This is a genomic window from Brevibacterium sp. LAARM3_SD1 (assembly GCF_057364765.1).
In genome coordinates this window covers 102,510-116,570 of the sequence record NZ_JBNFOL010000001.1, presented here as the reverse complement: position 1 = coordinate 116,570, position 14,061 = coordinate 102,510, and the positions used below count along the sequence as shown (strand labels likewise).

Genomic DNA, 14,061 nt, shown 5'->3' with positions numbered 1-14,061 from the left:
TCCGTCTTCCACGACAGCTGCACACACGAACAGAACGCGTCCCCGCGGGGACGACCTCACGACCACGTGGTCGCTGAGGATGCGAAGGAGTATCAGTGTCACGAGCCCCCATCGGCGCCTTCGAAGCAGAGGTCCTCGCCGTCGACGATCTCAGCCCGTCCTTCCGTCGGGTGACGTTCGGGGGTGCGGGACTCGAAGACTTCGGCCCGAACACCCACCCTCGTGATCTGCGGATCAAACTCGTCATCCCGCCTCAACGCTCCGCCGCACCGAAGTTCGATCTGCCGGCATTCCTCACCGAGCAGGAAGCCGCCGGGGTGTCCTGGTACCAGGCCTGGCTGCAGGTCAGCCCCGAGGAGCGCGGTGCGATGCGCACCTACACCGTGCGCGAATGGAACGATGCCGACCGCCGACTCGTCATCGACATGGTCCTCCACACCGATGAGCACGGCCATTCCGGCCCGGCAGCCGAATGGGCCGAGGCCGCCGAGGTGGGGCACCGTCTCCACATCATCGGCCCCTCCCGCACTTCGGAGACTCCGTGCGCCGGGATCGAATTCGCCCCCGGCGATGCCCACCAGGTCCTGCTCGCCGGCGACGAGACCGCCGTACCCGCCATCGCCTCGATCCTCGATTCGCTCAAGGACAGCCGGGCCCGAGGGAAAGCCGTTCTCGAGGTCCCCAGCGCCGAGGACATCATCGACATGACTGCTCCCGCAGGCTTCGAGATCGAATGGCTGCCGCGCGGGGAGGCCGAATTCGGACAGCTGCTCGAACCCGCCGTCCGCGAGGCGGTCCGTTCGGAGACCCGGATCCCCGCCGAGGTCGGAGCCGGATCGGCAGGGTCAGCGGGCACCACAGATGGTCCGGCCCGAGAACTCGACGACGTCAACATCGACGAGGAGATCCTCTGGGATGTTCCCACGGCCCTCACCGAGGCGGCTCAGGGAAGTTCGAGTGCCACGGAGAAGGACGAGCGTCCCTTCTATGCCTGGATCGCCGGTGAGGCCGGGCCGGTCAAACGTCTGCGCCGCTACCTCGTCCAGGAAGTCGGAGTCGACCGCAAGCAGATCGCGTTCATGGGCTACTGGCGTCAGGGCAAGGCCGAAGGCTGAGCCGCGGTCACCGCTAGGAGTGAGACTTGGGCCGATACCAAGGCTGAAGCTAACCCTGAGTTCAGGCCTGAAGCTGGGCCTGAGCCGGTGACCGCCGCAGAGCCCGCACGATCTGCGGCCCGATCGCAGTGGCCGCACCTCCCAGGCAGAGCACACCGCCGAGCGCTGCCAGCGGAGGCGGAACCTCCCCGAGAACGAGCCAGGCCATCACCACGACGATGGCGGGGACGAGGAGGCTCGACGAACTGAGCAGTCCCGCCGGCAGGAACTTCAGCGCATATCCCCAGAGATTGAAGGCGATAGCGGTCGGAACGACGCCCAGGTAGACGACCTGAAGCGTCATCTCGATGGGTGCCGCGGCCACCTCGTCGATGAGGCCGGGGGCGAAGACGAGACTGACGAGTGCACCGATGAGGATTCCCATCCAGGTGACGGTCACCGAGTCCTCCCCGGACAGGAAGTGCTTCTGCAGCAGCACGCAGGCTGCGTAGAGCACCGCGGCAACGAGGCTGAGGATCAGACCGCCGACCGTGAAGAAGCCGGTGAAGCTGGCTGCCGTGATCATCCCGATGCCGAGCAGGGAGACGAAGATGCCGATGAGCAGACGCTTCGGCAGCCCCTCTCCGAAGACGAGGCCGGCGAAGACGGCGATGATGAGCGGTGCGATATTGACGATCATCGAGGCGGTTCCGGCATCGATCGACCGCTCTGCGGCGTTGAGGACGACGACGTAGGCGGAGAACCAGGCGATGCCCCAGAGGGCGAGGATCAGCCAGACGACCTTGCCGGAGGGGAACCTCGGGCGGCGGAAGAGCATCCAGACGGAGAGCACCACGGCTGCGGCCGCGCCCCGCAGCAGCGCCATCGGACCGGGCGAGAACGCTTCGCCGGCATCGCGGATGACGACGAAGGATGACGCCCAGAAGGTCATGGTGAGCAGGGCAGCGATCCACGGGAGGATGCGGGGAGCCGTCATCTGTCGGGGACTGGGACTCGCGACTGGAGTACTGAGCGCTGATCTGTTCATAAGGATGATTATTCGTCTCTTCACGATGAAAGAAAAGCGCACACTATTGCACGACTGTACGTGATATGCGTACGGTTCAACTGTGTACAACGTCGCGCATCTGAAATCGTTCAAATCGGTCGCACTCACCGGGTCAGTCCGTTCCGCAGCGCAGCATCTCGACCTCTCCCCGTCCGCAGTCAGCCATCACCTCAAACTCCTCGAACAGGAGACGGGGCTGACGCTCTTCCAGCGGCAGGGACGCGGGCTGTGTCTGACCGATACCGGTGCGGCGATCATGTCCGACGTGGACTCCGTGCTCGAGAGTTCCGGGCGCCTCGGGCAGCGCATCTCGGAGCTGCATGAGAATCGAATCGGACGCCTGTCGATCGGGTATTTCGCGACGGCGGGGACTCGGTGGCTGCCGGAACTCGTCGCCTATCTCGAGAACCGCCACCCCGACGTCACGGTGCAGCTCAATCTGGCCGAGGGGCCGTGGAACGAGTTCCACTCCGATCTGCAGGTGATCATCTCGGAATCGAAGAACCCCGAGTTTCCACCGCAGGTGAAGGGGCACTTCCTCACCGAGGATCCGTATGTGGTCGCGGTGCCGGATGACCATCCGCTGGCCGATCGTGCGGGGGTGAGCCTCAGTGAGCTGGAGAGATTCCCCTGGATCGACAATGACACCGGGGACGGCCCGTGCCGGACGATTCTCTTCGACGCCTGCTCCCGCGCGGAGTGCGAGTGCACTTCAAACACGAAGCGCACAGCTTCGTCACGGCCCTGCACATGGTCAGTCGGGGCCTGGGTCTGACTCTGCTGCCTCGGCTCGGTGTCGAACCCCTGCCACCCGGGGTGGCCATCATCCCGCTGGCAGCGCCCGAACCGATCCGCTTCATCCACGCGATCAGCGATCCGGGCCACCCGCAGCAGGACCTCATCGAGGATGCGGTCACAGCCTTGTGCGAACTCGCCACCAGCTGACGAGGGGCCAGACGGCCGAGCCCCTCCGCTTTTGGGACGCGAGCCGGCACATGCGCCCTACGACGGCGGCCCGGCTGCCCTCAGATCTCGGCGAGCATCTTGCCGGGGTTGAGGATGCCCAGCGGGTCGAGCGCGTTCTTGACAGCCATCTGGATCCGTCGTGACCCTTCGTCGAGTTCCTTCGGCAGCCAGGCCCGCTTGAGGAACCCGACCCCGTGTTCGCCGGTGATCGTGCCGCCGAGTTCGAGGCCCACGCGCATGATCTCTGCGAACACGTCCTCGGCCCTCCCCGTCTCGACCGCGTCCGAGGAATCGAAGAACACCGACGGGTGCATATTGCCGTCACCGGCGTGGGCAACGAGGGCGATCTCGAGCCTGGAGGAGGCCCGCAGCTCGGCCAGCCGGTCGCAGAACTCGGGCACGGCGGTCCGCGGCAGGCACACATCGTCGAGCAGCTGACCGCCACCGTGGGCGGTGGCGAACTTCTCGTAGGCCGGTTGGATCATCCGCGCGCGGCGATGAGTGCCGCGGAGTCGCTCGGGTCGTCGGAGTACGCGACGTCGAGGGCACCGCAGCGCTGGGCCACCTCGGTGAAGGCCGACATTGCAGCTTCCGCATCGGTCGGGTTGTCGTCGACCTGCATGATGAGCATCGAACCGGCGTCACCGTCGAGGCCGAAGTCGCCGTAGTCGTTGAGCATGCGCAGGCTTGCCCCGTCGAGGAATTCGAACAGGCTCGGCACCCCGCCGTCGGCCATGAAGTCGGCGACGGTCTGCAGTCCGCTGCGCTCATCCGGGAAGGTCGCGATCGCGGTGAACGGCTCGGGCAGGGCGGGCACGAGGCGCAGCGTCGCCTCGACGACGATGCCCAGGGTGCCTTCGGAGCCGATGAAGAGGTGACGCATATCGAGCCCGGCCACACCCTTGGCCGTCTGCGGGCCGAGCGTGGTGATGGACCCGTCGGCCAGAACGACCTTGAGTGAGCGGACATAATCCCTGGTCACACCATATTTAACGCAGCAGAGTCCGCCGGCGTTCGTCGCGATGTTTCCGCCGATCGAGGACAGGGCCACCGACCCCGGATCCGGCGGGTAGGACAGTCCGAACGGTGCGAGGTGGTCCTTGAGATCCTGGTTGATGATGCCCGGCTGGACGGTGACGAGGCGTTCAGCCTCGTTGACTGCCACGACGTCCTTCATCTTCGACACGTTGAGCAGGATCGCCCCTGGTGAGGCGTTCGCGCCGCCCGAGATCCCGGACCGAGCCCCCTGCGGGACGACCGGCACCCGATGTGCGCTGGCGAACCGCATGACCTCTTGGACGTCTTCCGCCGAGGCGGCCCTGACCAGGGCGATCGCCCCTTCACGCGGGCAGAACAGGGCTTCGTCGCTGGAGTGGGCGTCGATGACGTCGGGATCCGTCGTCAGCGCTCCGTCGCTCAGCCGTGCGACGAGATCCTCGAGTGCCGCCGGGTCGAGGGCGGGGAAGTCGGGTGCGGTGGACGTCGGGGTCGTCAATTGTGCTCCTCGGATCGGTGGGGCGAAGGCGGACGGCGGGCGAGTACGGAACGGTCGGCCGCCTCGGCGAGGTGTGGTACCGCGAGGACCGTCACTTCAGCTTTGCGTCCAGGTTATCCGGTGCGGGAGCGGCCCTGAGGATGAGGGTGACGATGCCGGCGGCGACCATGGCTGCGCCGACGACCCACATGCCCGCATTCTGAGTGCCGGTAAGATCGGCCAGCCAGCCGGTGATGTAGGGGGCGAAGAAGCCCGCGGAGTTGCCGAGCGAGTTGATGAGCGCGAGTCCCGCTGCGGCGCCGGCTCCGGCGAGGAAGGTCTGCGGCAGCGGCCAGAAGGTCGGCAGGGCCGCGCAGATGGCCATGCAGGTGATCGTCACGGCGATCATCGTCGTGAACGGCGAGGACAGGTAGAGGGCGATCGGGATCGCCACTCCGCCGATGAACAGCGGCAGGGCGACATGCCAGACTCGTTCGCCGGTGCGGTCGCCGTGGCGGGACCAGAAGTACATGGCCAAGGCGCCGAAGATGTAGGGGATGGCCGTGATGAGGCCGATCTCGACGATCGAGTATTCGACGCCGAAGGACTCCTGGAAGCCGGCGATGATCGTGGGGAGGAAGAAGCTCATGGCGTAGAGGCCGTAGACCATGCCGAAGTAGACGAAGGACAGGGCCCACACGCGCGGCTGCAGCAGCGAGCGGCGGACCGGGTAGTGGAAGGTCTCTTCCTTGCTCCTCTCCTCGGCGTCCATCGTCGCCTGCAGCCAGTTGCGCTCTTCGGCGCTCAGCCACTTCGCATCGCGCGGACGGTCGGTGAGGTAGAAGATGCACATGATGCCGAGCAGAATCGCGGGCACACCTTCGATGATGAACATGAAGCGCCAGCCGGCGAAGTTCTCGAAGATCGCGTTGCCGCTGGAGATCAGCCACGACGACAGGGGCGACCCGACGACGCTGGAGAGCGGGATGGCGAGCATGAACAGGGCCGTGGCCCGGGCGCGCATCGAGGTCGGGAACCAGTATGTGAGGTAGAGGATGATGCCGGGGAAGAATCCCGCCTCGGCGACGCCGAGGAGGAACCGCAGGACGTAGAGCCACCCGTGGTTGGGCACGAAGGCCATGGCCGCCGCGACGATGCCCCAGCTGATGAGGATGCGGGCGAGCCAGATGCGTGCGCCGAACTTGTGCAGAGCGAGGTTCGAGGGCACCTCGAGGATGAGGTAGCCGAAGAAGAAGATGCCTGCGGCGAACCCGAACTGCGTCGCGTTCATCGCGAGGTCTTCGTTCATCCCGCCCGGCCCCGCGATGCCGATGTTCGTCCGGTCGAGGTAGTTGATGAAGTACATCGCGATGACGAACGGGATGAGGCGCATGAGGACCTTGCGGAGGGTCCTCTTCTCCAGTGCCGAATCGGCGGGGGTCTGTCCGCTGGTCGGCGGGCTCACCTCGGATGACATGCGATCTCCTTCGATCAGGTCGGGCCACGGTGATGGCTCGAACTCGTGCCGCGTCGGCGGTTCGGTGCGGGTGCGTTATCGGGCGCGTTGGGGCGGCGGCCAGCGCATCACGGCAACACATTACGACAGCGGCTCGGTCTCGCCTAGAGTTCGCGGCGAAAGTACCGAATACCGGGACGCGGCTACGATGAGACCACGCCGACGAAGGGAAACCGATGCAGCCGATGACCGAGCTCGAAGCCGAGACTCTGCGCGACTACTACGGCAAGTTCGCCCGCCTCGAGGCGTCCGGAACCTCCCCGATCTATACCGCTTGGGCTGAAGGCGTGGCCGCCGATGACGAGGTCATCGCCCTGTTGCTCGAGCTTCCCCGACCGAAGCGCCAAGCCAACCTTCTCTTCGCCGCGGCCCGCCACCTCGGCGCCGGTGAGGGCACCTATGCTGACCTGCGCGCATGGCTGCTCAGGCATTGGAACGACGTTCGGGAGCTCATGCTTGCCCGGTCGACACAGACGAACGAGGCCGGTCGCTGTGCGACGCTGCTCCCCGCGCTCGCACGGATTCCCGGCCCGCTCGCGCTCATGGAGGTCGGCGCCTCGGCGGGGCTCTGCCTCTATCCCGACCGATACAGCTACCGATTCACCGTCACCGGGGCGGTCGGCGCGGAGTTCGCGCAGTCGACGACGCTCGACCCTGCGGATGGTCCGAGCGCGGTCGTGCTCGACTGCGAACTGACGAATATCTCGGTGCCAGAGCGCCTCCCCGAAGTCGCGTGGCGCGCCGGAATCGATCTCAATCCCCTTGATATCACCGATGTTGACCAGCGGGAATGGCTGACGTCGCTGATCTGGCCCGAACATGAGGCGAGGCGGGAGCGCCTCCTCGCCGCTGCCTCGATCGCGGCCGCCGATCCCCCGCATCTCGTCCGCGGCGACCTGCTCGACACCGTCGAATCCCTGCTTGCCGAGGTGCCCGCCGGGACCCAGCCGGTCGTCTTCCACAGCGCGGTGCTGGCCTATGTCGACGCCGAGGTGCGTGCCTGCTTCGCTTCGCTCATGCGATCGCGTGATGACGTCGTGTGGATCAGCAACGAGGGAGCGGGCGTCCTGCCTGACACTCCTGCGCAGCTCGAGACGCTCGGGGTCGAAGCCGATGGGCGATTCGTCCTCAGCGTCGACGGCCGAGCTGTCGCTCTGACTGGACCGCACGGGCAGAGCTATACCGGACTGCCGTAGAGCTAGCTGAGCGCTGGTCTGCGGTCAGACGCCCTCGCTCACACCCCCTCGCGACGTCGAATCTGCGAACGCGGGCACACCCGCGGGTTCAACGTGCAGATGCCCCACGCAAATGCTGCGCAAACACACTTTGAAGCAGTTGTTGCACCGGAATCCGCAACCCGCCCGGCAGCTCACGCCCAACCGACGACGAGGCGGGCCGCCTCGGCGGGGATCATCGGGTCGACGCCGGTGAGGTCGGCGAAACGGCGCAGACGATTGGCCACAGTGTTGCGGTGGCAGAACAGCCGCTCGGCCGACGCGCCGATGCTCCCCGTCGCCAGATAGACCTGCACCGCCTCGATGAGGCGCTCTCGCTCGACCGGACCGCAGGCGGCAAGCGCGGACTCGACATCGGAGAGGATCGGGTTGCCCGCGGCATTGAGTGACCGGGCGGCCAACCGCGCCCACCCGCTGCGCCACGTCATCGCAGACGTCTCATCAGCGGCGATGACGTCGGCGAGGTCACGCGCGGTCAACGCCGACCGCCGCAGGGCCCCGATTCCTTCGGCGCGGACGTACCCCACCCTCGCCTCGGCGATCTTGCCGGCGAGCGCCCCCAGCGAATGACCGACTCCGCCCCCGCCGGGATCGGAAACATGGCCCGCGCCGTCTGGAGCCTGCGTGAAGGCGATGAGAACCTCGCCGAGGTGGTGCGCGAACATGGTTCCGCCCGCGCGGACATGATCGGAGATGATCACCCGCAGGGCCCGGACATCGTCCCCGGTGGCAGCGATGACGAGCAGCGGGCAGTCGACGTCGAGACCGAGCCCGGTCGCGATCGTCGACAGTCGTTCGCCGGTCGGGTCCGGATCCTCGAACAGACTGGCGATGAGGCCGGCGTGCACCGAGTACTCCTCGGCCCGCATCCGCGCGAGCTCGGCCGTGTAGGCCTGTTGGACCTGGGAGACGTATTCGTCGACCGTGGACAGCACGATGCCCGTGTGGCGGATGACCAACTCCGCATCGTCCTGGGTCGCCACCCGAGTGAGCACCTCCCAGAGCACGCTGAAGTCGAGGCGGATCGCCGTCATCAGCGCCTCGAGCGGGATGCCGGCCCGGGCCCGGGAGACCCCGACCTCCGTCGAGACAGTCACAGGCCCGTCGAATCCTCCTGCGCGCAGTCCTTCGATGAGGGTACGGAACGAATCACGCCCGGTCCGACGAAGTTCCGAGACCGGGATCGGCGCGGGATCATAGCCGGGAACGCGGACGACACGGGCCATGAAGCGATCGGTCAGCTCGTCGAGGTCGAGGGCATCGAGGAGCTCGAGCCATCGGGCCGCGTCTCCCGGAAGCGGACGATCGCGGAGTCGGCGGTCACGATAGGCAGTCATCACCCCACAATATGTGCAGATGCACAATCCTGCTGTCCTATTCGGCGACAAATGTGTCTGGAAAGAGACGTACGACACTCGGTAAGGTCGATATCTGCCGGTCACACACCACCGAATGCGACCGGTCCGAACGACTCGACCGACACCGGACCCGTATGGGCCGACCGGCCCAGCCGCCGACCGGCCCAGCCGCCGACCGGCGGAGCCGCGGACCGCGTCCCGATCCTCAACGGAGCACACTATGAGCGAGCAGAACACCACGGCGTCCGCCGAGCTCAACGCCACCACGGAATTGAGCGTCAAGGACGCGAACAAGGTCGCCGCCGGCGCCCTGATCGGCACCGCCCTCGAGTGGTACGACTTCTTCCTCTTCTCGGCAGCGGCCGCCCTGGTCTTCAACGTCCAGTACTTCACGAGCGAGAACGCCACGGCCGCCGCCATGGCCTCCTTCGCCACCTTCGGTGTCGGACTGGCAGCTCGTCCCATCGGCGGTCTGATCTTCGGCCGCATGGGCGACAAGATCGGTCGGCGCAAGGTCCTGCTCATCACGATCATCGGCATCGGCATCGTCACCGGCCTCATCGGCCTCCTGCCGACCTATGCGGCGATCGGCTTCGCCGCTCCCGCCCTGCTCGTGCTCCTGCGCATCCTCCAGGGACTCTTCGTCGGCGGCGAGTGGTCGGGCGCGATGACCCTCGTCGTCGAGAACGCCCCGCTCCACCTGCGCGCCCGCTACGCGGCGATCCCGCAGATCGGCTCCCCGATCGGCACGATCCTGTCCTCCGGCGGCTTCTTCGTCATGACCCTGGTGTTCTCGCAGGACAGCTTCGACTCATTCGGCTGGAGGATCCCGTTCCTCATCGCTCTGCCGCTGCTCGTCGTCGCCGTCTACCTGCGCGCCCGTCTCGAGGAGTCCCCCGTCTTCCGTCAGCTCGAAGAGTCCGGCGAGGTCGAGAAGAGCCCCATCCGCACCACCTTCCGTGATTCGTGGAAGCAGATCATCATCGGCATGGCCGCGGCTCTCCTCGGCGTCGGCGGCTTCTACCTCGTCACCGCTTTCTGCGTCTGGTACGGCGTCAACGTCCTCGGCTACGACGATTCGCTCCTCCTGCTCGGCAGCATGGTCGCCGCCGCCGTCGAAATCGGCGCCCTCCTCTGGGGCGGTGCCCTGGGTACGAAGTTCGGAGCTTCGAAGGTCATCCTCTGGGGCGGAGTCGCCTCGGCGGTCGTCGCGGTTCCCGCGTTCTTCATGTTCGAGTCCGGGGTTCCGGTCCTCGTCGTCATCGCCATGACCCTGGCCGTGTCCACTCTGTCCCTGCCCTACGCGGCATCGGGCACAGTGCTCACCGGGCTGTTCCCCGCGACGACCCGCTACACGGGTGTGGGCATGGCGCAGAATGCCGCAGGCATGCTCTCCGGGTTCATTCCGCTGCTGGCCACGAGCTTCGTCGCCTCCGCCGGCGACCACTGGTGGCCGGCCGCCGCGATGCTCGTCTTCCTCTCCCTGTTCACGGCTTTCGCCGGTTACGTCGCTCCCCGCTTGAGCGTCGACCTGCCCGGCTTCAAACACTGAGAGCCCGGCCCCCAGAGCCGCACTCAGCGCTGAGCACAGCACCGAGACGGGCCTCCCGGACCTCACACCGTTCGATCGTCGAAAGGACACCCCCCACCATGTCGCGTTCCGCCGGCCACCTCATCGTCGACACCCTGGAGAAGTCAGGCATCGAACGCGTCTACGCGGTCCCCGGCGAGTCCTACCTCGACGTCCTCGACGGACTGTACGACGCGAACATCGAGACCGTCGTGTGCCGCCAGGAGGGCGGTGCCGGGTTCATGGCGCTGGCCGAATCCCGGCTGACCGGCCGCCCCGGAATCGCCATGGTCACCCGCGGTCCAGGGGCGGCGAATGCGATGATCTCTGTCCACACCGCCTGGCAGGACGCAACCGCGCTCGTCCTCTTCGTCGGCCTCGTCCCGCTCAATGACCGGTCCCGCGAATCCTTCCAGGAGTTCAGCCTGTCCGAGTGGTTCTCCTCGACGGCGAAGCGCGTGCTCACCATCGATGATGCGGACCGCGCGGGTGAGATCACCGCCGATGCGCTGCGCATCGCCGCATCCGGTCGCCCCGGCCCCGTCGTCGTCGGCCTGCCCGAGGATGTCCTCGTCCGGCTCACCGAGGCTCCCACCCCGACCCTCGCCGAGGTGGCCCCACCGACCCCCGCACCCGCCGTCATCGATGGGCTGGCTTCCCGGATCGCGGCCGCGAAGCGTCCCGCGTTCGTCCTCGGCGGGGATGGGTGGCACAACGGCTGCGGAGCCGAGCTGGCAGGTCAGGCCGCCTCGGCAGGGGTGCCGATCTTCTGCGATTGGCGCGCCTACGATGCGATTCCGCATTCCTCGCCGGCGTGGGCGGGGTGGCTCGGCTACGGTCGCGCCGATGCGGTGGCGGCCGGATTCGCCGCGGCGGACCTCATCGTCTTCGTCGGCTGCACCCGCTCCGATGTCTTAAGCGACGGGTACACGATCGGCTTCGACGCCGAGACCGTGCTCGTCTCCCTCGACATGGAGGCCGCCCAGCACGCAGGGCGCATCGACGAGCACATCATCGCCTCCCCGGACTCCTTCACTCGAGCCTTGACCAGGACCGAAGCCGGCGCGGCTCGGGATGCGATCCAGCTGCGCGGAACCCGAACGGACGAGTGGATGCAGGGGCGCGCGGACGTGCAGTTCCGGTTCGCCGCTCATCGCCCCGACGCCGAGGCGGTACCGGAGAACGCGGACCGTGCCGGGGTCGATCTCGGGGTGGCGTTCGGGATTCTCGATGACCGCCTCGGCGGGGATGCGATCCTCACCTACGGGGCGGGCAATGCCACGATCTGGGGGCACCGGTTCATCCGGCATGAACGTCCGGCCAGTCTCGTCGGAGCCCGCAACGGGGCGATGGGTCTCGCCGTTCCCGCGGCAGTCGCGGCTTCTCTGGCGTACCCGGAGCGGCGCGCGGTCGCGATCTGCGGCGATGGGGACTTCCTCATGAACGGCCAGGAGATCGCCACGGCCTTCGCCCACAGCGGATCACCGCTGATCATCGTCATCGACAACGGCGTGTACGGCACGATCGTGTCTCACCAGGAGAATCACTATCCAGGGCGGCCCTCGGGCACGCGGATGGTCAACCCGAACTTCGCCGCGTGGATGTCGGCATTCGATCTCAGCAGCTCCGGCGCGGCCTCGGCGAGCGATGCGTCCTCGACCGGCACCGGCTCGTCCAAGTCCGGGCTGACCGGGCACGGGGAGCGCGTCGAAACGACGGAGGAATTCGGGCCGGCGCTCGACAGAGCGCTTGCCCACGACGGGCCCGCGCTCATCCATGTGCTCATCGATCCGGCGACGATGCCACCCGCCGCCGACGAAACCTCCTGATCCCTGTGCGGCGATCACCCGTCTCGAAAGGACCCGCTATGACCGTTTCACCCTCTCTGATCAGCGCCGATCGCGAAGCCGAGTTCCTCGCCGATTGGGCCGTGCATTCGCGTTTCGGAGCCGTCGAGGGCACGAACGGGGTCGACCGACAGGCGGCGAGCGCCGCCGATGGTCAGCAGCGGAAATGGTTCGAAGACCTGCTGGTCAAGCACGGTTTCAGCGTCCACCGGGACGCGATCGGCAACCAGTTCGGACTCCTCGAGCTCGTTCCCGGCGCCCCGTACGTGCTCACGGGTTCGCATATGGATTCCCAGCCGACGGCCGGGCGCTTCGACGGCGCCTATGGGGTGATGTCCTCGGCACATGCGTGCTTCGCCGTCGCCGATGAGCTGCGGGCGGACCCGTCGAAGGCGAAGTTCAACCTCGCCGTGGTCAATTGGTTCAACGAGGAGGGATCCCGGTTCAAGCCGTCGATGATGGGGTCCAATGTCTTCACCGGCAAGGCCGAGCTCGAAGCGGCCCTGACCACCCGTGATGCTGCCGGGACCACCGTCGCCGAGGCGCTCGATGCGATCGGTGAGCGCGGGGACTTCACCGTTCCCGAGATCGCCTCGTATGCGGAGATCCATGTCCAGCAGGGTCGGAGCATGGAAGAGGACGGGGTGACGATCGGCCTGGTCAACGCCACGTGGGCGGCCCACAAGTACGAGTTCAAGGTCACCGGTGCTCAAGCGCACAGCGGGTCGACTCTCATGGCCGATCGGCAGGATGCTCTGCTCGGTGCGGCGCGTCTGGTCGTGGCTGCACGTGAACTCGTCGACGACTTCGAGCCTGGTGCTCTGCACACCGCATGCGGGCAGCTCACGGTGTACCCGAATTCTCCGGTCGTCGTCGCCAGCGAGGTCAGCCTGCTGCTCGATCTGCGCTCCCCCAGCGCCGAGGTGATCGCCTCCGCCCATGAGAAGCTCATGTCCACGATCGCCCAGGTCAGCGAGGACGACCGGGTGGAGATCGAGATCGTCGCCGAACACAGCTGGGATCAGAACCCGTACTCCGAGGACGGGGTCGAGCTGGCACGGTCGGCTGCGAATGATCTGGGACTCACCTCGGCGAAGGTGATGACCGTGGCCGGACATGATTCGACGAATATGAAGGACGAGGTGCCCACCGTCATGCTCTTCATTCCCAGCGTCGACGGGGTCTCGCACAGCCTGCAGGAATTCACGAAGGACGAAGATCTCGTCTCGGGTCTCCATCACCTCACCGAGGTGGTTCGCCGGCTCGCCGCCGGCGCCCTGGCCTGACGGTCGGAGTCAGTCGATGGCGTCGACGTCCTGGTTGTCGTCGACGAGCTTCTCGGCCAGCGGCTCCCACTTGTCGTAGGCGTCGGGGTAGCCCGAATGCTGCACTTCCTGTGCGGCGTCACCGGGGTCGATGCTCTCCCAGTTGTCGATCTGGGTCAGCCCTGGATTGTCGGTTCCGGAGTCGACTCCGTAGAAGGCTTTCGATGCGTACACGGTGTCAGTGACTTCGTCGACCGATCCCCAGTTCATCGAGGGACGCTGCTGGAAGGCACCGGCTGAATCTCGGTCTCCGCCGTCGAGGTCGTTGAGGCTGGATTCCTGCAGTGCGGTCATCACTGCGATCTTCTGCGCCTGTTCGGAGAGATCCGCGCCCTTGCCGACGCCGATGATCGTGCGCGCATTGTCGATCTGCTCCTCGCTCAGCTCATCGGGGTCGTCGATTCCTCCGGTCGAGCCGGCGTCGGACTGGGCTGCTTCACCCTCCTGGCTGACGCCTCCGGAGATCGGGCCGGCCGCAGCCGAGGTCGCCGTTGCCATGGTGACTCCCCCGGCGAGGACGGCGGCGGACAGTGCAGTCACCGCAAGAGTGCGCGCACGTTTCATCTGTTCTCACTTTCTCTTGATCGGGTCATCGACCCGGTCGGCG

Annotated in this window: 9 protein-coding genes and 2 pseudogenes; 6 read left to right on the top strand and 5 right to left on the bottom strand. The window is 66.7% G+C overall.

Annotated features, from left to right (window positions below; genetic code table 11):
- Positions 1-95 precede the first annotated feature (95 nt).
- Entirely contained in the window at positions 96-1,115 is a 1,020-nt protein-coding gene (locus AC2W7L_RS00530; RefSeq protein WP_486002792.1) for a siderophore-interacting protein, read from the top strand.
- 61 nt (positions 1,116-1,176) lie between these two features.
- Here the strand turns inward: AC2W7L_RS00530 and AC2W7L_RS00525 are convergent, their stop codons facing one another.
- Positions 1,177-2,091, bottom strand: coding sequence for a DMT family transporter (locus tag AC2W7L_RS00525; protein WP_486002791.1), 915 nt, complete (start codon positions 2,089-2,091; stop codon positions 1,177-1,179).
- Between the two features lie 133 nt (positions 2,092-2,224).
- Here AC2W7L_RS00525 and AC2W7L_RS00520 point away from each other — a divergent pair.
- Positions 2,225-3,108 (top strand): annotated as a pseudogene (locus AC2W7L_RS00520) (LysR family transcriptional regulator).
- 80 nt (positions 3,109-3,188) lie between these two features.
- On the opposite strand, the pseudogene AC2W7L_RS00515 reads toward AC2W7L_RS00520, so the two are convergent.
- Both AC2W7L_RS00515 and AC2W7L_RS00510 read right to left on the bottom strand, forming a co-directional pair.
- Positions 3,189-4,417, bottom strand: a pseudogene (locus AC2W7L_RS00515) (FAD-binding oxidoreductase).
- A 298-nt stretch (positions 4,418-4,715) separates the two neighbouring features.
- Positions 4,716-6,080, bottom strand: coding sequence for an MFS transporter (locus AC2W7L_RS00510; RefSeq protein WP_441091380.1), 1,365 nt, complete (start codon positions 6,078-6,080; stop codon positions 4,716-4,718).
- A gap of 224 nt (positions 6,081-6,304) precedes the next feature.
- On the opposite strand from AC2W7L_RS00510, the gene AC2W7L_RS00505 reads away from it, so the two are divergent.
- Entirely contained in the window at positions 6,305-7,315 is a 1,011-nt protein-coding gene (locus tag AC2W7L_RS00505; protein WP_486002790.1) for a DUF2332 domain-containing protein, read from the top strand.
- A gap of 173 nt (positions 7,316-7,488) precedes the next feature.
- On the opposite strand, the gene AC2W7L_RS00500 is transcribed toward AC2W7L_RS00505, so the two are convergent.
- Complete coding sequence (locus AC2W7L_RS00500) at positions 7,489-8,691, bottom strand: RsbRD N-terminal domain-containing protein (RefSeq protein WP_486002789.1); 1,203 nt, start codon at positions 8,689-8,691, stop codon at positions 7,489-7,491.
- A 241-nt stretch (positions 8,692-8,932) separates the two neighbouring features.
- Here AC2W7L_RS00500 and AC2W7L_RS00495 point away from each other — a divergent pair, with 241 nt between their 5' ends.
- From AC2W7L_RS00495 to AC2W7L_RS00485, 3 genes are all read left to right on the top strand, one after another.
- Positions 8,933-10,264, top strand: coding sequence for an MFS transporter (locus tag AC2W7L_RS00495; protein ID WP_486002788.1), 1,332 nt, complete (start codon positions 8,933-8,935; stop codon positions 10,262-10,264).
- A 98-nt stretch (positions 10,265-10,362) separates the two neighbouring features.
- The gene (locus AC2W7L_RS00490) at positions 10,363-12,111 is read left to right on the top strand and encodes a thiamine pyrophosphate-dependent enzyme (RefSeq protein WP_486002787.1); all 1,749 of its coding nucleotides are present in this window, start codon (positions 10,363-10,365) and stop codon (positions 12,109-12,111) included.
- Between the two features lie 38 nt (positions 12,112-12,149).
- Entirely contained in the window at positions 12,150-13,415 is a 1,266-nt protein-coding gene (locus AC2W7L_RS00485) for a M20 family metallo-hydrolase (RefSeq protein ID WP_486002786.1), read from the top strand.
- Positions 13,416-13,424: 9 nt separating this feature from the next.
- On the opposite strand, the gene AC2W7L_RS00480 is transcribed toward AC2W7L_RS00485, so the two are convergent.
- Positions 13,425-14,018, bottom strand: coding sequence for a hypothetical protein (locus AC2W7L_RS00480; RefSeq protein WP_062240480.1), 594 nt, complete (start codon positions 14,016-14,018; stop codon positions 13,425-13,427).
- Positions 14,019-14,061: the final 43 nt, after the last annotated feature.

Excerpts from the sequence above, each read along its gene's own strand:
- AC2W7L_RS00480 (WP_062240480.1), bottom strand. The coding sequence starts at position 14,018 with ATGAAACGTGCGCGCACTCTTGCGGTGACTGCACTGTCCGCCGCCGTC.
- AC2W7L_RS00490 (WP_486002787.1), top strand. The coding sequence starts at position 10,363 with ATGTCGCGTTCCGCCGGCCACCTCATCGTCGACACCCTGGAGAAGTCA.
- AC2W7L_RS00500 (WP_486002789.1), bottom strand. The coding sequence starts at position 8,691 with ATGACTGCCTATCGTGACCGCCGACTCCGCGATCGTCCGCTTCCGGGA.
- AC2W7L_RS00495 (WP_486002788.1), top strand. The coding sequence starts at position 8,933 with ATGAGCGAGCAGAACACCACGGCGTCCGCCGAGCTCAACGCCACCACG.
- AC2W7L_RS00510 (WP_441091380.1), bottom strand. The coding sequence starts at position 6,080 with ATGTCATCCGAGGTGAGCCCGCCGACCAGCGGACAGACCCCCGCCGAT.
- AC2W7L_RS00525 (WP_486002791.1), bottom strand. The coding sequence starts at position 2,091 with ATGACGGCTCCCCGCATCCTCCCGTGGATCGCTGCCCTGCTCACCATG.
- AC2W7L_RS00505 (WP_486002790.1), top strand. The coding sequence starts at position 6,305 with ATGACCGAGCTCGAAGCCGAGACTCTGCGCGACTACTACGGCAAGTTC.
- AC2W7L_RS00485 (WP_486002786.1), top strand. The coding sequence starts at position 12,150 with ATGACCGTTTCACCCTCTCTGATCAGCGCCGATCGCGAAGCCGAGTTC.